Raw genomic sequence first — 18,543 nt, forward strand, 5'->3', positions numbered from 1 at the left:
CGTTCAGAAAGCCTCCCTCTCCATCAGCATCATCTCCGCTTTGAGCGTGATCGACGCCAATTTCGGCCTTCACGAGATCACCCCTGCATTTCCGATACCTTATCATTTGATGGACGCATTCCATGAACAGCATTGAACTCTTCGCCGGCGCCGGAGGCCTCACCTTGGGGCTCAAGCAGGCCGGTTTCTCGCCGGAAATCCTGGTCGAACGCGATGCGCACTGCGGTGCCGCCTTGCGGCGCAATGCGCGACTGTTGGGCCTGAAAGGCTCGACGGCCATATTGCAGCGCGACGTGCAGACGGTCGACTTCCGAGACTACCGAGACATTGACCTTCTCGCCGGCGGTCCGCCATGCCAGCCGTTTTCGGCAGCGGGGCGGGGAAGTGGCCAACAAGATCCCCGCGACATGTTTCCACAGATCGTTCGAGCGGTTCGCGAATGCGGTCCCAAAGCGTTCCTGATCGAGAACGCGCCCGGGCTGATGGCTCCGCGTCATCGCGAATACCGCGACTACATTCTCATGCAACTGCGGTATCCGGATGTCATCGCTCACCCGGGTGAAAGCTGGCGGTCGCACCTCGGTCGGCTGGAAGCCTGTCTCGACCACGGCGTTGCTTTACCGGTGCACTACGACATTCACGTGTTGCAACTCAACGCTGCAGACTACGGAGTGGCCCAGACCCGAAAGGGGGTATTCTTGGTCGGCTTCCGTTCGGACCTCGCACCGAGCTGGGTCGCTCCGACCGCGACGCATGAGAATCCTTCGAAACTGGACGGACGGAGGACGGCTGTCGCAGCGACTGGCGCCGCAATGCCAGAGACACGGGATCGACAGCCATGGCTCAGCATACGCGATGTCGTACACGATCTGCCAGCCTTCGGGACACCTGAAGCCGAGGCCTTGGAGCATCTGTCGAGGGCGGGCGCGCGACCTTATCCTGGCCATACCGGCAGCCCCTATGACAGGCCGTCGAAGGCGCTGAAGGCCGGCGTGCATGGGAGCCCGGGCGGCGAGAACATGATCGACTTCGGCGATGGACAGTACCGCTACTTGAGCATTCGCGAAGCGGCCCGGGTGCAAGGCTTTCCCGATGACTACAGCTTCGACGGAGTTTCATGGAGCCGAGCGTTGCGCCTTCTTGGCAATGCGGTACCCGTCAGGCTTGCGAGCAAGGTGGGGATCGCGGTCGCAGCGGCGTTGAGATCCGGCGAGGCCCTGGCGACAGATGACACGCGTCGCCGGGATCAAGCTGCTTGACCGTTCGGATGGACATGGGGCCCGAGAAGAATGGCTTCTCAGGCCCCAAATGCAGTCGAAAAGTTGCCCCACTGCTGCTCCATGCTCACGCGCGTGGCAGGTCCTGCTCCTGCGCATCGAGAAGCTGTCGAACGAGCTCTGCAAGCACACGGACGCTACGGTGGCGGTCGTAGCTATTCTCGAGAAATTCGACATCTTCGGTCGAAAGCCGGACAAATCCGGTGTGCAGCCCGAGATCGCGAGCGTATTCGGCGATGATCGCGCGCACGATCGGCCGGACATGTTCGCGGCTCGGTGTCGGCATTTCGTACACGTCGCACCGCGAGAGAAGCGGCGCGGTGATCCGGTCGAGAGAATTCGCCGTGAAGAGCCAGTTGATATGCGATGCATTCACGGCTGAGGCGAGAAACCGTTCGTGGTAGTGTACCGCCTCAGTCGGTTCGAGAAGTGGGAGCAGGCTTTCTTGCACCGATCCGTTCCGCGATGTGTACGCCTTGTCGAGCTCGTCGAGGATGATCGCGGGGTTGAGCAAGCGGCTCGAGGCGACGGTCGAAGTCATGATCGAAGGCAGAGAGGTCGACCAGCCGGCAGAAACACCGAACACGTTTGAATCCGAGCTGCCGGCGACGCTGATCCGCGTGACGGGCAGCTCGAGCGCCGCCGCGAAATCGCGCAGAAGCGCGGTCTTGCCGGAGCCGGGTCCGCCGACCAGGATCGTCGGCCGTAGCTTCAGTTCTGCGCGGCCGGTCATGAACCCGCGCTCGAGCGGCCGCAGCAGGCCGTCGATGACCGCAATGGCATGTGGAAATTTGCATGCCAGCGTCTCGCGAACTCGGGCGAAGGTCGAGCGATCAGTGCATTCCGCCAGGCCGAGTTTTTGAGTACAGGCCGCCATCAGGTCCGGGCTCTTCCGAACGGAACGACCGTTTTCCGGGAGCCGGTCGATCGCGCTCTTGTCGAGCAGATAGCGTTGCGGTGCAGTCGACTGGCTCGCCGACGTCTTTCGTCCTGCCGCCCGACCCGGCGCAGCACTCAGCTGCTTCCTGACATGGCCGTAAATCCGTTTCTTCTCGGCTTGCACCCTCGCCTCGGCTTCGCGCTTGATCCTGGCCTTGGCCTCGGAAATCCGGCGCTGTACGAGCAGGTCTTGCAGCGCAACGCTCTCCAGCAGGTCGGCAAGCACATCGACGTCGTCCGGCTCTGCACCGGGCTTCGGATCATCGCGCTCGGCGTCGAACGCGAAGCCGAGAAACGTAGCCAGCTCCGCGCGGCGAAACCGATCTTGGCGCGACCACCATCCGCGCACGATGTCATCGCAGATCTGCTCGCCGGTACTGGAAACATCGGGCGCGTAGAACGCGATCACGCGCTTGACCAGTTCATCGAGATCGAAGCCGATCGGACCCCTGCCTGTATCGCTGGAAATAGAGGCCTTGTGGCCTTTTTTGACATCACTGTCTGACATTCACTTACCCGTACCCAAATTGCAGGGCGCTCTCGCGCGTTCTTGCAGATCAAGGCTGGGGTAAGGTGACGGTCATTTTCATGAAGATATGCTACCTGCCATGAAAGGCATCGTCAATGCGACGCGCCAGGGTATGTTTGATCTGGAAGATGAATCGCCAATTGATCAGGTCTGGATGGAGCAAATCATTCGCTCATCTTCAATCAGGTATCTGGGTAATGTCCCTTGGCCGCTGAACATTGACTTGGCCGATCATTATGCCGTCAAATTACATGAGGCAGCGATATATGAGGAAATCATGATAGGCCTTATCAACTCAGCCATTCTTCTGGCTGGCGCCACGAACCGCAGCGAGCGCATTATTATCGACCCCGAGGGGTATCGGGTGGCGGCCGTGACTGGAGAGTTCCTCCAGCGCTGGAAGGAGCGGGCGCTGGCCGCTGAACAGGAGCTCGAGCGGGTCAGCGCCGAATGCGACGAGCTCGCCGCGGACAACATCGATCTGCAAATGATCGTGCAGGCTCTCGAAGCGAAGATTACCGAACTGCACGCGGCCCCGCCGATCTGAACAGCTCGGCCTGTCTCATCGTCCGGCGCGCACTCGTCACTTGCATGCCCTCGCGTAGATCGCCGGTGCGATCAACAAGCGAGGTGTATCATGACGCGTGAAACGACGACTGCAGCTATGAAGAGGCGTCCTGGCGGGGCGCGTCGTTGCTTCGACATAGCCAGCGAGATCCTGAAACTGCTCATCCGCCTCCTGGCACGAATCTTCGGCTGGCCGATCCGTGCCATGAGCTACCTCACCGGAGGCGGCAGCCGAAGCGGGCGTGGTGGCACGCATTCCGCAGATCAAGAGCGCGCGCAGCGACGCGCGGAGATGGAGCATCCGCAACCGACTCCGGGTGATGTGCCAAAGTCTTCAACGCCTGAGCGGCTGGTGCCGATCATGAAAGAGTACCTGCGTACGACCGACTCGAGCAGGCGGGCCTGCCTGGCAAGGCGCCTGGCCGAGGCCAACGTGTTGCCGTATCTCGACCGCCTGACTGATGACGAACGAAGTGCGTTCCTGCTGACCCCGTCGAGCAGCCTGCGCAAGCATTTCAGCGGGCAGCTCTATTCCCGGACTCTCCCGGCCTGGGATCCGCACGAGCAAGTGCTGGTTGAAGAAAAGTTGCCTGACCCGGCTCGGGAGACCATCCCGGTCGGTACCGCGGTTCCTCAGCCGCGAAAGCGGGCGCGCTTTCACGATGTCGGCTTTGAAGAGATATTGCGCCATCGCACCGCGCAACTCATGCGACGGCAGCGAATGACTTCCGAGCCAGGTCGCGGCAAGCATCCCGATATGTAAGATTTCAGCCCCGGCCGCCGGACCCGTCTGGCAGCCGATGCGGCCCGCCTGTGTCTTTCGCATCACAGGAAATCCAAGCCACATGCGGAAGAGGTGTCGGATCGAAAACTCCAACGCACGCACGGGCTTTCAACTCATTCGACCCCATTCAAATCTCAATTATAATTTTACCATTTCTCCTGATGTCTGTGCCATGCCGAAACAATATGTCCTTCGTTGAGATGCCTCAGATTGACCGGCGGCGAGTGAACGATCTAGGAAAGGCAAGTGATCCAGCGTCCGGGTTGTTAGTTCTATATCACCGTCCTTTGCGACCAGCCTTCGACGCTTCAGTAAAATCGACATTTCAGTAAAGAAGCGCCTGCTTCGCAATGCAATGCAATTAAAGAGAGGTCATGCCATGGGCATTGATTTGAGAATTATCCCCGCCGAGCCTTCTTCCGAAGGCACCGTTCTGGTTGGCATCGAGGTCGGCGTCGACTTTCGAACCGACTGCTTGGGCTGCCTCGACGGAGCGGACATCGAAATCCTGAGGTGCGGCTGGAAAAGCGATCCCAGACGGCAGGATCCGAGTTTACGGCCGACGGGTTTCGACCTCTACTTCGTCCAGCGGCGCGACGTCTTCGGTACCGTAGATGACGAAATGGTACGTCGCCTTGCCGAAGAGGTGCGAGAGCAAGTTTTCTGGATCAACGACGCCGATGTCGAGATCAGCGAGGCTGCGATCGAGCTGCAGGAGTTTGTGGACGACATCGCGGCGGAGTGGCGTCATCAAAGGCGCTCGCACGCCGCCTGATCGCGAGGCCTCCGTTCCCGCGATACAGCTCAGCGGTACCGCGGGAACGACGCTGTCACTCACGTCGGGTCGATCGCCTTGGGATACATCAGTTCCATGACCAGCTGCGGGTCGCGTCCATGCAGGGCGGCAAGCCGGTCGGACAGGCAGAATGCCCACCCCGCGGAGCGGATCCGGCCGGGTCGGCCGGTCACCATGCAGCGTCCCTCCGACGCGCTCTCGGCCCACTCCGCCAACGGCTGAAGCTCTGCTCTAGCGGCCCCGTCGCAGCAGACATAAACACGCAGGGAGCCGAACTTTTCCTTGATGTCGTCGATGTAAATGACCTCGTCGATCGCGCCTGCCAGACGGCAGAGATGGTGTGTCAGCACCTCCCCGATCCACACCCAGCCTGTCGGGAGGCACGTGATGTCGTTGGCGCCATCGACGCCCGCCGCTTCAAGACGGCGTTCGAGCGCGGCCAGGATCCCGGGCACGTCGCGCACGGACGGAGCACCGAAGGGCAGGGGCGTAGCAGGTCGATGCCAGCTACGGTGCTCGCGCCACCCAGCGCCGAGCGTTTCGAGAAGCCTGATCTGAAGTTGCGAGTTGCGAGGCGCGCCGGGGCCGAACGCCAACTCGATACACGCGCCGCTCTCGGGGTGCTGTGCACTCCAGGTTTCGGTGGTCCGAATGTCGACTTCGGCCGGATTGAATGAGGTGTTTGACAATGGAGAGTGCCCTGATCTGCCAAGGTAGAGAAAGGCACGGGCAGGTCACACAGTTGGTATGATCCCAGCGTTTACCGTGCCGCGACGACGGTCATGAATTCGTAAGGTCGGCGCGGTATAAGGCAGGGGCATGGGGAACAGGGTACAAATCGTCATCGCAGCGTCAATCCGATAAGCTCCCAGCCGGCGCTTCGTGGAGGTCCTCAGGGAGATGAAGGACCCGCCAGATCCTTGGCGGCCGTCGCTCCGACCGAGAGAACGGATGACATTGCTCCAGGCAAAGCGCGATCGGGGACTGATTGTGGGTATGTGTCCGCCACACACTCTTTCGGGGGGATATCGGCTCGATGATCGTACGCAACAGACGCAGGAATTTCAGCGCCGATAGGTGAAATTGGAGCCGGCACTCCGGCTCCAATCGGCGGCATGGCCATAGCTGCTCAGGAAGGTCGCAGAATAGTCAGTAGCTTCTTCAGATCGTCTCGCGTCGGTTGATGGCCGTTATCGATCATGCGCTCGAGCTCGACCGCAGCGGTGCCCGCCTGCCACATTCCACCGCCTTCAACGATTTCCAGAACTTCGCCTCCGATGTCCTCGATGGCCTCGCCTTCCGAGAATTCCGGCTCGTCCTGTGACATGCTCTTGCGGGTCAGTTCGACGGCGTGCTCTTCATTTCGAGCCCAACCGCCCCAGCCGTAAAGACCTGCCTCGTAGTAGTTGTGTTCCCATTCGATCAGAACGGAATAATAAGTCAGCTGTTCTTTCATAACGCCTCCGAATATAAGTCACGATATGCAGCTTAGAGGGGCGTGATTTCGGGAGGTTTAAAGAACTCCTATCCGCGAAGAGACGGGGCGGGACGAGGAGAGGGCCTTGAGGAGGCCGGCGATCCATGGCCCGGACAGGAGTTCATTAAGCTATGGCAGATTGCCGTGCGCCTGCGTCCAATCCGGAGCAATGCCGTTGGGCGCCACGAGCTCACGCCAAGGCAGGGATCCCCGGCGAGCCATCAGGACGCTCGATTAGCACCTACCTACATTACCGGGGTGACCTTACGAACCGGTCCCCACCGGGGTTGGCAGGGCTGGGCGGTAGACCACCTTGATCGTGACTTTGGCCGACAGAAAATCGGCTCAAAGGCAAGAGTATTTCATCACTTCCATGAAGAAGGTCATCCTTCGGGCCTCTCACCATCCAGTACGCATACGTACAAACGCATCAGAGAGCCTCCCCGAGCGACTAGACAGGGCCTGAAAGGCGTTTTTCATAAATAATGAAGAAATCAAGACGTTGGTCTATTCGCAATAATATTATGTTGTCTGAACGCCATAGAGGGGTCACCCGGGGAGCCGTTGAGTTGATGCATGCGGACCTGCCCCCGATATTCCCCCCACGCAGTAATCAAAAAAGGGCAGTGAAATGAACATCCAATCCGCTGAGCGTCCTGTGGCTGAGCAGGCTGTGGCCACCAACCTGTCGGCACCTGCGCCGCATCGACCGACTTTGGAGGAGGGCTTCTCTCCGAACGACCTCGGCCTCTCGGAATCCGAAGTGAACGCCGTGGTGGACGCGAACTGGTCCCACTGGTTCGATACCTCCGAGCTCGACCGCCATGTCGAATGGAATGTCGAAGACAGTCTGCAAGACGGGCTGGCAGAGAAGTGGAATATCGACGGTCCCGCGCTCGTGGAAAAGCTCAAGGCGTTGACCACCGAGCAACAGGACGCGCTGGTCGCGGAGATCAAGCGGAGGCGAGCCGCAGTGGCCTAAGCCAAGTCCTGCATCTGGTCGGTAAAGGCGCTGCTTGCAGCGCCTTCATCGTATCTCTTGGCTCGGACGGCCCGAAGGCTTCAGATAACATCGGTCCGGAACACCGCGTCTAACCCGGTCGCCATGTCCCGCCTTGTGCAGAGCTAATGATAGGCCGTGAGCGCATCGGGGGTCTCGGCGTTCAGCTCGTTGAGCGCCGCGAACTAGTTGTTCAGCATCTGGAACACCAGCCAGGCATCAAGCTCCGGGTCGTTCACATGGCCGGCCTGCGGCTTTCCGTCCCGGTAGTGCTTGACCAGATGGTGGTAGGGGTTCCGGGGAAAGGCGAGAGGGTTCAGCCAGAGCGTGTCGATCGGCGCCTGCATCAGTCGGGAGAGGCGGGGTCTCAGCGCGGCGAGATGGGGCAGGTCATGCTGCAGGATGTTGTGTCCGATCGGGTGGGCGACATTGTCGAGCGCGGTCTCGAGACAATCCAGCCCCGCTTGCAGCTGTTTCGCCGCGCAGCGGATGGCCGGCCGGTCGTCATGGCGCACAGCTGCGAAGGCGAAGACCTCCGCCGTCCTCGGATTGACCTCGAGATCGATCGAAAGGCACCGATCGAGCAGGGCAGGACGGCTAGGCAAACCCGATGACTGAGGCAGCTGGTTCATTCGGGAACAGCGAATACAACTCCACGCCGCGCCACAATCGAAACATTTTGAGATCCCGAGCACCCTGGATCTGTCCATTGCAGAAAGGCGATGGCGCGAACGGTCGCCTGCTGCAGCGCGCATTGGCCGAGGGGAGGGCCACCAAGAGAGCAGGGCCAGGGGACCTGCACTACTGGTTAGCTGGGGAAGGAGCGTCGCCGGACTTGGATGTGTCTGGGCAGGAGAAACGGCCTGGTCCCGAGGGAGTCGAGCCAGGCCAGCACTCGTTAAAGACTAGGAAGAGCATCAACGATAGACCAAAATCGTTGACGTATGGTCAGCCTCGCCGAGGCAAGAGGGTATGGGAAGCGCCATTCGCCTCACCAAGCGACAAAATCACTCAGGGCATGCCGTGTGATGGCAAGCGATGACAGAGGAAGCATCCTGTAAACGGGTGCCTTTGGCGCGAGCGGGTTCGGAATTCAACCGGTGTCTCGGCTAGGTCAGCGGCGAGGACGGTTCTGACGTCCCAGGTCGGCATCGAGACAGCTATGGAGTGTCATCCGCGCCGGCAAGAGCTGACGACGGCCCATTGCCGGCGCGTCCGTCGGCTCCATGTTGTTTATCGGCTGGACGGGCTTACTCGCTCCTGCCGTGTCCAGCCGGGAGGACCGGAGCGTGGCAGCGCTTCGGTTCTCGCAAAGGGGGGGCGGGTGTTTGCCACGCATCTTGCAGCAGCCCGCTCGGAGGAGCGCCTAAGCGCTGTGAGGCCGGGGACGTTCCAAGACATCGGCGCTGCCCGCGGGCTTTTCAGGGGGCCGGGGAGAGCGCCCTTGTCCGAGCGAGTAAGTAAGAGTGCGACGATGACCTTGCCAATCAGGCAGCGGGTCGGGTCTGGGTCACTTCGGCCTCGGACGCGACCGCCGCGTGATGCTGCCTGATCCCTTCAAAAAGACCGTCCAGCATGACGGCGGCCGCATCGGGCTCCAAACCAAAGCCCGGCGCCATGTCCAGCACCTGCGTTACGCGTGCGGCCCCGTCTGGTACGCAAAGCGCCGTTGCCCGGTGGACACCGTGAGGTATGCAGTTCGGCAGTTTCAGACCCAACGCGGGCGTGAGTTCGACGGCTTGGCCGGTCCAGAACAGGGTGTGACTGCGGGCGGGAGCGGGGGCTCGGCCCAGAAGACTGTCGAAAGCCGCTCGGCGGAAAAGCTCGCGGCGGAGCGCCTCCGGTTCACGCGCCCATTCGGCTGCGGCGTCGAAGACATCGCCATGGCATACTTCGCGGCTCGGAGCCTTGATAAGATCGAGGAGGGTCTGCCCGCTTACCATGGCCCGCGGGGCGCCGCTCTCCTCGCGATCGAAACGCCCTACGAGCAACACCAGCCGGTCCCCGAGGCGTCGCAGCTCAAAACGGGGAACGTCGATGTGGCACAGCTGTGCGAGCCGGAGCCCCATGTATTCCGCCCGAAGGGCGTCATGCGGGTCACGGCTGTTGCCGAACTTCGCGATGCAAGACCGACCCTTGATGTTCACAAGCACCTTGGGGGATGTCCCGCCAATTGCCACAGCATGAACGAGCGGTTCAGCCAGATCCCCCGGCAGGGAGAGCCCCTGTTCGGTGCGGCGGGCAGCTTCGGCCAAGGCTTCCAGTTCTACCCCGGGCGCGATCCGTGTCTCGAAGCTGGTTGCCGACGCTTGAAAGGACAAAGCGCCGATCCCGTCGGTGCCGGCAAGCAACCCGTAGGCGATGTCGCCGATTTCATCCGCGCCCGCATCAGCATCGTGCTGCCCGAGTTGCAAGGCACGCGTGACGCGCCGGCCCCATGCGCCGGGCAGGGCGTCACGCAATGTCCCGGTGAGACCGGGGCCTGGAAGGGACCGCATCCCCTGCGCCAGGGGCAGGTCAGGGCCGAGCGCGATGGCATTCGATCGCTCGAGGTAGTCCGACATGTAGCCGAAATCATGCCGACCATCCGTGCCACGGTGCAACCGTCCAGCAGGTACGGGCTGGGTCTCGCTTGGCAGCCAGACCCAGATGAAAGCCGAGGAGGCTTTGGACAACGCATGGATGCGCGTGGTGGTCACCATAGATCTTCGCAAACAGGCGCAGGGTACGGGTGGTTTCGGCTATACCCCTGTTCAGGCCGGACGGCGACACCCACGACCTTGGCGATACCAGAATGCCGGCGAGGCCCTTCGCGCGGGACTGCGGCTGCTGTAAGCCGAAGGTTGTCAAAGTCCTGCGCAGCAAGCCCAGCTCAGCGCTGGCCTCGAAGGGGCCCTAGCGGGCAAGCGCGCTCCCGGTTCGAAAGAGCTAGCTGTTTGCCGCGCTTTCGCGAAGGCTCGGCAACGGCATGCCAACGGAGGAAAGCCTGGCGGCTGACGCCATGCGCCGAACAGAGCCTGGTCGATACAGTGCTTTGCGTGCTGGAGACGTTCGGGCCGCGTCGGGCTGCTATATACGAGACCGAACTGCTCGACCGATGCGCCGCCCGGCGGACGGGCGAGCCGCCAGCCGTGAATGCTCGAACCTTCTCGGTCGCAAAACGACATCGACCTGTGCTATGCGCGGCCGGGCGAGCATTCTCCGGTGTTCATCGACCTGCCGGACGAACTCGCCATCGTCGATATCCTGCACGCACGCAGTGACCCGCCGGCGCGCAACGCGGTGCTCAAGGCTCGGCTATGAACGACAAGCGGCGCATGTCTACACAAGGCTAAGTTGAAAAATGACCCCTTTTGCTCCGCCGCTTACTTGCTGCCGCTCTGCGCAGAAAGGGGACTACGCAAAGTAGGATGGCAGCGACTGGGCAACCGACGCGACCGACCTTTAGCTGACGTTGGTTCGAAAGAGCCGTGCTGCGGTGCGGCACCGATCGGGCACATCAGGCAACGCTGAATACAAACACGGAGGCCGGATGCCTGACAATCCGTTGCCTGAGGAAGGCTCAGACTCTCTCGTCGCTCTGGCAGCAGTATATTTGGTTGGCAGTTCGCACCCGTGAGTCTACCGTAAGCAACAACTGAGCAACCATGTCCAACACAAAGCAGATCCTTTCCATGCTGCGCAGCCGCGCTGAAGGCGACGAGGACCAATTCCTCGCGATCGCCCTTCAAGTTGCGGCCGCCGAAGCGCGGCAGGGACGGCGAACCAATGCCGAGCTGCTGCGCGCTGCGGTCGAAGACGTGCGTCGGGGCGGTGGCGACAAACCCTCTGTGCGGGTAGCGCTCGCCCAGCCTCGCGGCGATCTCGAGGGTCTTCTAGACCTCCGCGAGCCGAACATTCGTCTGCCTCAGGTCGTGCTCGCCGACTCCGTTCGTGCGAGACTCGATGGCGTCGTTCTTCAGCAAAGCCGTCGCTCTTGGCTCCGCGAGGGCAACCGTGTGCCCTCCCGTCGCCTGCTCTTCGCCGGACCTCCAGGATCGGGCAAGACGATGACGGCGGAGGCGCTCGCAGGCGAGCTGCGCCTGCCCTTCCTCGTCGTCCGTCTCGAGGCCTTAATCACTCGCTTCATGGGCGAAACGTCAGCCAAGCTTCGGCTCGTGTTCGACGAGACGATTCGGCGTCGCGGCGTGTATCTCTTCGACGAGTTCGATGCCGTGGGCGGCAAGCGCGCCGCGACCAACGATGTCGGCGAGATGCGACGCGTTCTGAATAGCTTTCTGCAGTTCATGGAAGAGCCCGCGTCTACCGACAGCATCATCCTCGCGGCGACGAACCATCCCGAACTCCTTGATCCCGCGCTGCAGCGCCGGTTCGACGATGTTCTCCTCTTCGAGATGCCATCGCCCGACGAGATTCGAGAGGTGATCCGCAACCATCTTCGGCCGATGAAGTATCCGAGGATATCTTGGGACCGGGTCGCGGAGGCCGGGCGCGGGCTTAGCCAGGCTGAACTCGCTCGGGCCGCCGATGAAGCGGCGAAAGCCGCCCTCCTCTCGGAGCGGGATACGATCCGCACAGACGACCTGCTCAAGCAGCTGGCAGCGCGGCATCAGATGCGCGACATCTTCAGGGGCGACCAAGAGGCGGCTCGCTGATCTATGGCCGACTACGACCGTCCGCATATCGACATCGCGCCTTTTCTGACGACCAGCTCCTACACGGCGCATCAATCTCCCGGAGGTCGGACGTTCACGCGTAACCGTGACCAACACGGTCCTCGCTTGAGCGCCGGCTTGGTCGCCTCTCTCACGGCCGCCGAGGCACGCCGCCCGGCACCCGACACCCTTCCGCACGGCGTCCAGCCAGGTGAAGGCGCGTTCGTCACTGTCATTCTCGATCCGAATGCCCGCGAGCTCGACCTCGAGAAACCGAAGAAGGGCGTTCGCCAAAGCGCTGCAGGCGAAGCCAACGGGCGCCGGACCATGGTCCTGCACATGGCGGATGAAGATGCACAGGCCTATCTGCGCGAACGGGTCGAGCGCTATCTAACCGGCGAACTCAACGATCGCGAACGCCCGCCTCTCTATTCGGAGATGGAACCCATCGACGGCTTCTCGCCGACGGAGCTTTTAGACCTATGGCGTGAGGACCCCGGGACCCTTCCGACCGATGCCAACGGACCGACATGGTGGGGTCTCTGGTGCTGGGATGACTTCGTCGATGACGTGACGGGCGTGGCGCGCGCCCTCAAGATGCATGTTGCACCGGAAGACCGTTGGAGCACCTTCCCGGACGTCCGTGTTGTCCCTGTTCATGCAACACGCGCTCAAGTTCAGACGATGCTCGACCTTAACCAGTCTGGCCTCGCCGAGATCGGATACGCGACGGACGACCCCGCCATTCTCATCGATCTGACCGGCCAGGAGCAGGACGGCCTGGTCGAGGACCTTGCCGGCCGCATCCAGTGGCCTGGGGCCGACGTTCCCGCGATCTGTCTCTTGGACACAGGTGTGAACCGCGCGCATCCGTTGATTGAGCCGGCGCTTACATCGGACGATGCGCAGGCCGTCGATCCCGATTGGGGATCGGACGATCACCACCGGCCCGGGCACGGCACACCCATGGCTGGACTGGCGCTCCATGGCGACCTGACAGGCCCCCTCGCCGACGCCTCGGCACGGACGCTCGCTCACCGACTTGAGAGCATCAAGATCCTTCCGCCCACGCCGCGCGCCGCCGACGATCCGGCGAACTATGGCGCGATCACGAAAGCGGCGGTGGCTCTGGCAGAGGCTCAGAATCCCGATCGACCGCGGACAATCTGCTCGGCCGTCACGAACGATAGGCGCCGCGGGGACAGGCCGACCCGCTGGAGCGCTGCGATCGATGAGATCGCGTCCGGCGTCGATGCAGCCAAAGGCGAAGAGCCGCCCCGACGCCTCTTCGTACAGGCGATCGGCAATATCAGTCATTCAAATGACTGGTCCACGATTGAGGACCAAAGCCTCCATCCAGGCGAAGATCCCGCGCAGGCGTGGAACGCGCTGACGGTGGGTGGCGTGACCTTCAAGGACGCAATCGAAGCTCGCGACCGTGCGGAATGGTCGGCTTGCGCCAGCGTCGGCGAAGCAAGCCCCTATGGCCGGACGTCGAGCGACTGGCCGGACGGCACGACGCCAGTCAAGCCCGAGATCGTGTTCGAGGCTGGAAATCGCGCGGCCAACGCGCTCGGAGATCAAGTGAGCGATGCGATGCCGTCGCTGTCGCTCATCTCCACCGGAAAGGGCGGCACGGGTGACGCGCTCATGCCTTTCTACGCGACAAGCGCAGCCACCGCGCAGGCCTCGCGCATGGCGGCTCAAATCACGGTGGAGCACCCTCAGTATTGGCCTGAGACCGTCAGGGCGCTCATGGTGCACAGCGCGGACTATACCCCGGCCATGCGCGCCGAGATCGACAGCGCCATCGGAAAGACTGAACGAAGTGCGCTCCGTCGAAGGTTTGGCTATGGCATGCCCGACCTGCTCCGGGCCCTGGCCTCCGCATCGACTGACCTTGCGCTCGTCTCACAAGCCTACATCCAGCCCTTCGACCGACCGGAGATCAGTCGTCGTGATGCGAGGAGGCGGGTAGGACCAGTCACCTTCGGCTCCGCACATTACTACGACTTGCCATGGCCGACCCGCATCCTCGAGACCTTGGAGAACTGTCCGGTCGAATTGAAGGTCACGCTCTCTTACTTCGTGGAGCCATACCCACTGAAAGGCGCCATGTTGGATCCGGCGCGCTACCGCTCGTTCGGGCTGCGCTTCGACCTCAAGCGCCCCAGAGAGACCGACGCGGAGTTCCAGCGCCGCCGCAACGCGGAGATGGGAGTTCGGATTCCCGCGACCGAAGACGATCCAAATTGGGCGTTCGGCCCGAAGGCGATCGCCGCCGGCTCGATTCATTGCGATACTTGGTCAGGCACCGCAGTCGAACTCGCTTCCCGCGATCAGCTCGCGATCTATCCGGTAATGGGTTGGTGGCGCGACCGACCGGGACAAGGGCGCTATCTCGACAAGGCGCGCTACGCGCTTGTCGTTACGCTGACCGCGCCCGAAGCCGGGATAGACTTGCAGGCCGAAGTCGAGATCGCAGCGCGGACCCAAATTGCGGCCCAGGCCGGGGTTGCGATCAACGTACCGACGAGGGGTGAGTGAACCGCTCTCGCTTGTCGAACTGAAAAGTTCGCACTTGCCGCGAAAGTTCGCTTTCCGGCCTTGTGCCCTGTGCCTTCGCGATGCTGCGCCATGCTTAAACCTTGAGGAAGGGCAGGACCTGACTTCTCGCTTTGGCTGACACTCATGTCAGGTCGAGATCGACAACACTATACATTACATAACGCCTATTACACGCATAGATTGAGTGTAGCGGTGGATTCACGTTCGAAGTGCAACTTCTGTATAGAAACAGATGGTTACATGGAGAGAAATTGATGGGCACCTGCTACGCACATTTGGATCTCGAAGAGCGCCAGAAACTCGCGCGCTGGCGCGAGGCGAAATTGCCGATGAAAGAGATCGCGTTGCGGCTTGGCCGCGCCCCTTCCACGCTCTACCGGGAAATGCAGCGCAATCGCTTCATGGACGATGAGATCCCCGAGCTGAGCGGCTATTACGGCATGACCGCGCAACGGGCTTACGAGAAGCGTCGTGCCATCCATCGCAAGCTGGTCCGGCACCCTGCCATGAAGGCTGCCGTGGTCGACCGCCTCAAGGCCGGATGGTCGCCCGAGCAGATCGCGGGCCGGATGAAGCTTGAGGGCCATGCCACGTCCGTTAGCCACGAGACCATCTACCGCTACGCCTATTCCGGAGATGGCCGGTCCGAGGCGCTCTACCGGCACCTGCCGGAGCACCGCCGGCGTCGTAGACCACGCGGCACGCGACGCCACCACGGCCGCAGATTCAGCAATGAACACAGCATTTCGCTGCGGCCCGTGGAGGTCTCCGAGCGCCAGCAGTTCGGGCACTGGGAGTGTGACTTGGTGATGTTTCGCAAGGAGTTCGGCAAAGCGAATATCACCTCACTGGTCGAGCGCGTCAGTCGCTTCACCGTCCTGGCGAAGAACGCCGATCGGACCTCCAAGCCGGTCATGGAGACCCTGATCTCTGGCCTGAAGGCCCTGCCCCAACCAGCCCGTCGATCCATCACTTTCGACCGGGGCACCGAGTTTACCGCTTGGGCGCATCTCAAGGCCGGTCTCGGCATGGCTCCATGGTTCTGCGACCCGCAATCGCCCTGGCAGAAGGGAACGGTCGAAAACACCAACAACCGGATCCGAAAATATCTCCCCCGCAAGACCGATCCCACGACGATCACGGATCGATATCTGACTTCGATCTGCGATCGCCTCAACGCCACGCCTCGGAAGTGCTTGGGCTACCGGACCCCGGCCGAAGTCTTCCGGGAAAAGCTGATGGAGACGATGCAGTCAGGCGAGTAGAATGAGCCTGCCGGAATTGCGCTTCAGCGTGAGCCCACAAGCAGCAAAGCTAAAGTGTCACCCGTGAGCAATGCAGAAGTGTCACTCTCGCCTGCACCGAGCACAGGCAGAGAGACCGAGCATGGGATGGGTTCTGATGAGCGAGCGCGAGTTGCACCGTGTCGAGGTTCTGGCGCAGATCGATGACGGTCGGATCGATGTCCAGAACGGCGCGCACCTGCTGGGGTTGACCCGACGCCAGATCTTCCGGCTGCTGAAGCGGTATCGCGCGGATGGCGCGGCGGCGATCCGGCACCAGGCGCGCGGGCGCGCTCCGAACAACCGGATTCACGCTGCCAAGCGCGACTATGCCCTGTCGTTGATCCGCGAGAGCTATGCGGATTTCGGGCCGACGCTGGCGGCGGAACGGTTGCAGGACGATCACGGACTGACGGTCTCCCGCGAGACGCTGCGCAAGTGGATGGTCGAGGACGGCTTGTGGCTGTCGCGCAAACAGCGCCGGGCCTTTCACCAGCCGCGCCTGCGCCGCGAATGCTTCGGCGAGCTGATCCAGATCGACGGCTCGGAGCACCGCTGGTTCGAGGGTCGCGGCGATCCCTGCACGCTGCTGGTCTTCATCGACGATGCCACCAGCATGCTGATGGAACTGCGCTTCGTCACCTCCGAGAGCACGTTCAGCTATTTCGAGGCACTGGAGCGCTACCTGGTACAACATGGCCGTCCGGTCGCCTTCTACAGCGACAAGCACTCGGTGTTTCGGGTGCCGAGGCCCAGCGACCACATGACCGGCATGACCCAGTTCGGGCGGGCTTTGGCGGAGCTGCAGATCGAGATCCTGTGCGCCAATTCGAGCCAGGCCAAAGGCCGCGTCGAGCGCGCCAACCGCACACTGCAGGACCGGCTGGTGAAGGAGCTGCGTCTGGCCGGCATCTCGGACATCGCGGCGGCGAACACCTTCCTGCCGAGCTTCGTGGAGCGCTACAATGCGAAGTTCGCCAAGCCCGCCGCCAAGCCGGACAACCTGCACAGGCCGCTGAACGTCGCGCCCGATCGACTGGCCGAGATCTTCTGCCTGCGCGACAAGCGCCATGTCAGCAAGGATCTGACGCTGAAATACCACCACAAGCGCATCCGGCTGGAGGTGAACGAGCTGACCCGCGAACTGGTGGGCAAATACGCCGATACCTACGAATTTCCCGATGGCCGCATCCAGGTCAGACACAAGGGCATCGTCCTGCCCTGCAGCATCTTCGACCCGCACCAGCAGCGCGTCACCCACGCCGCGATCACCGAGAACAAGCACCTCGGCGCGGTGCTGGCTCACATCAAGCGACAGCAGGACAAGGCTGCGGTCACGCCCGAGGTGCGCCCCGAAAGCGCCCGCACCGGGTATCGAAAGACCGGCCGACGCAACACCGGCTGGAACTCCAAGCTGGCCCAACGCGCCAAGGCCCGCGCAGCCGAGCAGGCCTCCGAAAGTTGAGGTCTCCGCCCTGCCCGGCTGCGCTCCCGTCAGGGCCAGCAACGACACTTCTGCTTTGCAGAGCCGGTGACAATTCTGCTTGGTTGCAACAGATTGAGTGTAGCTGTGGATTCACGTTCGAAGTGCAACTTCTGTATAGAAACAGATGGTTACATGGAGAGCAATCGATGGGCACCTGCTACGCACATCTGGATCTCGAAGAGCGCCAGAAACTCGCGCGGTGGCGCGAGGCAAAATTGCCGATGAAAGAGATCGCACTGCGGCTCGGCCGCGCGCCTTCCACGCTTTACCGGGAGATGCGGCGCAATCGCTTCGTGGATGATGAGATACCCCATCTGAGCGGCTACTACGGCATGACCGCGCAACGAGCTTACGAGAGGCGACGTGCCATCCAACGCAAGCTGGTCCGGCACCCGGCCGTGAAGGCTGCCGTGGTCGACCGTCTCAAGGCCGGCTGGTCGCCCGAGCAGATTGCGGGTCGGATGAAGCTCGAGCGCCACGCCACGTCTGTCAGCCACGAGACCATCTACCGCTACGCCTATTCCGGAGATGGCCGATCCGAGGCGCTCTATCGTCATCTGCCGGAGCACCGCCGCCGTCGCCGGCCGCGCGGCACGCGCCGCCACCATGGTCGCAGATTCAGCAATGAACACGGCATTTCGCTGCGGCCCGTGGAGGTCTCCGAGCGCCAGCAGTTCGGCCATTGGGAGTGCGACCTGGTGATGTTTCGCAAGGAGTTCGGCAAGGCGAACGTGACCTCCCTGGTCGAGCGCGTCAGCCGCTTCACCGTCCTGGCGAAGAACGCCGATCGGACCTCCAAGCCCGTCATGGAGACCCTGATCTCCGGCCTGAAGGCCCTGCCCCAACCAGCGCGCCGCTCCATCACTTTCGACCGGGGCACCGAGTTCACCGCCTGGGCGCATCTCAAGGCCGGTCTCGGCGTGGCTCCCTGGTTCTGCGACCCGCAATCGCCGTGGCAGAAAGGCACGGTCGAAAACACCAACAACCGACTCCGCAAATACCTTCCCCGCAAGACCGACCCCACGGCGATCACAGATCAAGATTTGACTTCGATCTGCGATCGCCTCAACGCCACGCCTCGGAAATGTCTGGGCTACCGGACCCCGGCCGAAGTCTTCCGGGAAAAGCTGATGGAGGCGATGCGGTCAGGCGAATAGGATGGGTTAGCGAAAATTGCGCTTC

General features: G+C 62.2%; 16 protein-coding genes. 11 read left to right on the top strand and 5 right to left on the bottom strand.

Annotated features, from left to right (window positions below):
- The first annotated feature begins 122 nt into the window (after positions 1-122).
- Entirely contained in the window at positions 123-1,259 is a 1,137-nt protein-coding gene (locus NHG85_RS01120; protein ID WP_253328994.1) for a DNA cytosine methyltransferase, read from the top strand.
- A gap of 85 nt (positions 1,260-1,344) precedes the next feature.
- Here NHG85_RS01120 and NHG85_RS01125 read toward each other — a convergent pair whose 3' ends face one another.
- A complete protein-coding gene (locus NHG85_RS01125; RefSeq protein WP_253328995.1) occupies positions 1,345-2,724 on the bottom strand; it encodes an AAA family ATPase in 1,380 nt (459 codons plus the stop codon).
- Positions 2,725-2,824: 100 nt separating this feature from the next.
- Between NHG85_RS01125 and NHG85_RS01130 the strand changes: the two genes are divergently transcribed.
- The 3 genes from NHG85_RS01130 to NHG85_RS01140 all read left to right on the top strand — a co-directional run bounded on the left by NHG85_RS01130 (position 2,825) and on the right by NHG85_RS01140 (position 4,871).
- Positions 2,825-3,292 (top strand): hypothetical protein, encoded by a 468-nt coding sequence (locus tag NHG85_RS01130; protein ID WP_253328996.1) that lies wholly within the window; start codon positions 2,825-2,827, stop codon positions 3,290-3,292.
- Positions 3,293-3,382: 90 nt separating this feature from the next.
- Positions 3,383-4,075 (top strand): hypothetical protein, encoded by a 693-nt coding sequence (locus NHG85_RS01135; RefSeq protein ID WP_253328997.1) that lies wholly within the window; start codon positions 3,383-3,385, stop codon positions 4,073-4,075.
- A 400-nt stretch (positions 4,076-4,475) separates the two neighbouring features.
- A complete protein-coding gene (locus NHG85_RS01140) occupies positions 4,476-4,871 on the top strand; it encodes a hypothetical protein (protein ID WP_253328998.1) in 396 nt (131 codons plus the stop codon).
- Between the two features lie 59 nt (positions 4,872-4,930).
- On the opposite strand, the gene NHG85_RS01145 is transcribed toward NHG85_RS01140, so the two are convergent.
- Both NHG85_RS01145 and NHG85_RS01150 read right to left on the bottom strand, forming a co-directional pair.
- Positions 4,931-5,581, bottom strand: coding sequence for a hypothetical protein (locus NHG85_RS01145; RefSeq protein ID WP_253329000.1), 651 nt, complete (start codon positions 5,579-5,581; stop codon positions 4,931-4,933).
- Between the two features lie 440 nt (positions 5,582-6,021).
- Entirely contained in the window at positions 6,022-6,348 is a 327-nt protein-coding gene (locus NHG85_RS01150) for a hypothetical protein (RefSeq protein ID WP_253329002.1), read from the bottom strand.
- A gap of 652 nt (positions 6,349-7,000) precedes the next feature.
- Here NHG85_RS01150 and NHG85_RS01155 point away from each other — a divergent pair.
- Positions 7,001-7,351 carry a hypothetical protein gene (locus NHG85_RS01155; RefSeq protein WP_253329004.1) on the top strand — a complete coding sequence of 117 codons (351 nt, stop codon included), beginning with the start codon at positions 7,001-7,003 and terminating at the stop codon, positions 7,349-7,351.
- Between the two features lie 203 nt (positions 7,352-7,554).
- Here NHG85_RS01155 and NHG85_RS01160 read toward each other — a convergent pair whose 3' ends face one another.
- Together NHG85_RS01160 and NHG85_RS01165 are read right to left on the bottom strand one after the other, a co-directional pair.
- Complete coding sequence (locus NHG85_RS01160; RefSeq protein WP_348773664.1) at positions 7,555-8,001, bottom strand: hypothetical protein; 447 nt, start codon at positions 7,999-8,001, stop codon at positions 7,555-7,557.
- A gap of 855 nt (positions 8,002-8,856) precedes the next feature.
- Positions 8,857-10,071, bottom strand: coding sequence for a type II toxin-antitoxin system HipA family toxin (locus NHG85_RS01165; protein WP_253329006.1), 1,215 nt, complete (start codon positions 10,069-10,071; stop codon positions 8,857-8,859).
- Between the two features lie 433 nt (positions 10,072-10,504).
- Here NHG85_RS01165 and NHG85_RS01170 point away from each other — a divergent pair, with 433 nt between their 5' ends.
- The 6 genes from NHG85_RS01170 to NHG85_RS01195 all read left to right on the top strand — a co-directional run bounded on the left by NHG85_RS01170 (position 10,505) and on the right by NHG85_RS01195 (position 18,518).
- Positions 10,505-10,672: a hypothetical protein gene (locus NHG85_RS01170; protein ID WP_253329008.1), complete on the top strand. Its 168-nt coding sequence runs from the start codon at positions 10,505-10,507 to the stop codon at positions 10,670-10,672.
- Between the two features lie 344 nt (positions 10,673-11,016).
- Positions 11,017-12,024: an AAA family ATPase gene (locus tag NHG85_RS01175; RefSeq protein WP_253329010.1), complete on the top strand. Its 1,008-nt coding sequence runs from the start codon at positions 11,017-11,019 to the stop codon at positions 12,022-12,024.
- A gap of 3 nt (positions 12,025-12,027) precedes the next feature.
- On the top strand, positions 12,028-14,571 hold the full coding sequence (locus NHG85_RS01180) for a S8 family peptidase (protein WP_253329013.1): 2,544 nt from the start codon (positions 12,028-12,030) through the stop codon (positions 14,569-14,571).
- A gap of 275 nt (positions 14,572-14,846) precedes the next feature.
- Complete coding sequence (locus NHG85_RS01185) at positions 14,847-15,857, top strand: IS30 family transposase (RefSeq protein ID WP_253329015.1); 1,011 nt, start codon at positions 14,847-14,849, stop codon at positions 15,855-15,857.
- 121 nt (positions 15,858-15,978) lie between these two features.
- Positions 15,979-17,340 (top strand): ISNCY family transposase, encoded by a 1,362-nt coding sequence (locus tag NHG85_RS01190; protein WP_253329017.1) that lies wholly within the window; start codon positions 15,979-15,981, stop codon positions 17,338-17,340.
- Positions 17,341-17,507: 167 nt separating this feature from the next.
- Positions 17,508-18,518: an IS30 family transposase gene (locus tag NHG85_RS01195; protein ID WP_253329019.1), complete on the top strand. Its 1,011-nt coding sequence runs from the start codon at positions 17,508-17,510 to the stop codon at positions 18,516-18,518.
- Positions 18,519-18,543 lie beyond the last annotated feature (25 nt).

This window comes from Limimaricola litoreus, assembly GCF_024159025.1.
Lineage (GTDB): Bacteria > Pseudomonadota > Alphaproteobacteria > Rhodobacterales > Rhodobacteraceae > Limimaricola > Limimaricola litoreus.

What these genes read in the sequence shown, in the direction of transcription:
- NHG85_RS01120 (WP_253328994.1), top strand. Translation starts at nt 123, where the DNA reads ATGAACAGCATTGAACTCTTCGCCGGCGCCGGAGGCCTCACCTTGGGG.
- NHG85_RS01125 (WP_253328995.1), bottom strand. Translation starts at nt 2,724, where the DNA reads ATGTCAGACAGTGATGTCAAAAAAGGCCACAAGGCCTCTATTTCCAGC.
- NHG85_RS01130 (WP_253328996.1), top strand. Translation starts at nt 2,825, where the DNA reads ATGAAAGGCATCGTCAATGCGACGCGCCAGGGTATGTTTGATCTGGAA.
- NHG85_RS01135 (WP_253328997.1), top strand. Translation starts at nt 3,383, where the DNA reads ATGACGCGTGAAACGACGACTGCAGCTATGAAGAGGCGTCCTGGCGGG.
- NHG85_RS01140 (WP_253328998.1), top strand. Translation starts at nt 4,476, where the DNA reads ATGGGCATTGATTTGAGAATTATCCCCGCCGAGCCTTCTTCCGAAGGC.
- NHG85_RS01150 (WP_253329002.1), bottom strand. Translation starts at nt 6,348, where the DNA reads ATGAAAGAACAGCTGACTTATTATTCCGTTCTGATCGAATGGGAACAC.
- NHG85_RS01155 (WP_253329004.1), top strand. Translation starts at nt 7,001, where the DNA reads ATGAACATCCAATCCGCTGAGCGTCCTGTGGCTGAGCAGGCTGTGGCC.
- NHG85_RS01160 (WP_348773664.1), bottom strand. Translation starts at nt 8,001, where the DNA reads ATGAACCAGCTGCCTCAGTCATCGGGTTTGCCTAGCCGTCCTGCCCTG.
- NHG85_RS01165 (WP_253329006.1), bottom strand. Translation starts at nt 10,071, where the DNA reads ATGGTGACCACCACGCGCATCCATGCGTTGTCCAAAGCCTCCTCGGCT.
- NHG85_RS01170 (WP_253329008.1), top strand. Translation starts at nt 10,505, where the DNA reads ATGCTCGAACCTTCTCGGTCGCAAAACGACATCGACCTGTGCTATGCG.
- NHG85_RS01175 (WP_253329010.1), top strand. Translation starts at nt 11,017, where the DNA reads ATGTCCAACACAAAGCAGATCCTTTCCATGCTGCGCAGCCGCGCTGAA.
- NHG85_RS01180 (WP_253329013.1), top strand. Translation starts at nt 12,028, where the DNA reads ATGGCCGACTACGACCGTCCGCATATCGACATCGCGCCTTTTCTGACG.
- NHG85_RS01185 (WP_253329015.1), top strand. Translation starts at nt 14,847, where the DNA reads ATGGGCACCTGCTACGCACATTTGGATCTCGAAGAGCGCCAGAAACTC.
- NHG85_RS01190 (WP_253329017.1), top strand. Translation starts at nt 15,979, where the DNA reads ATGGGATGGGTTCTGATGAGCGAGCGCGAGTTGCACCGTGTCGAGGTT.
- NHG85_RS01195 (WP_253329019.1), top strand. Translation starts at nt 17,508, where the DNA reads ATGGGCACCTGCTACGCACATCTGGATCTCGAAGAGCGCCAGAAACTC.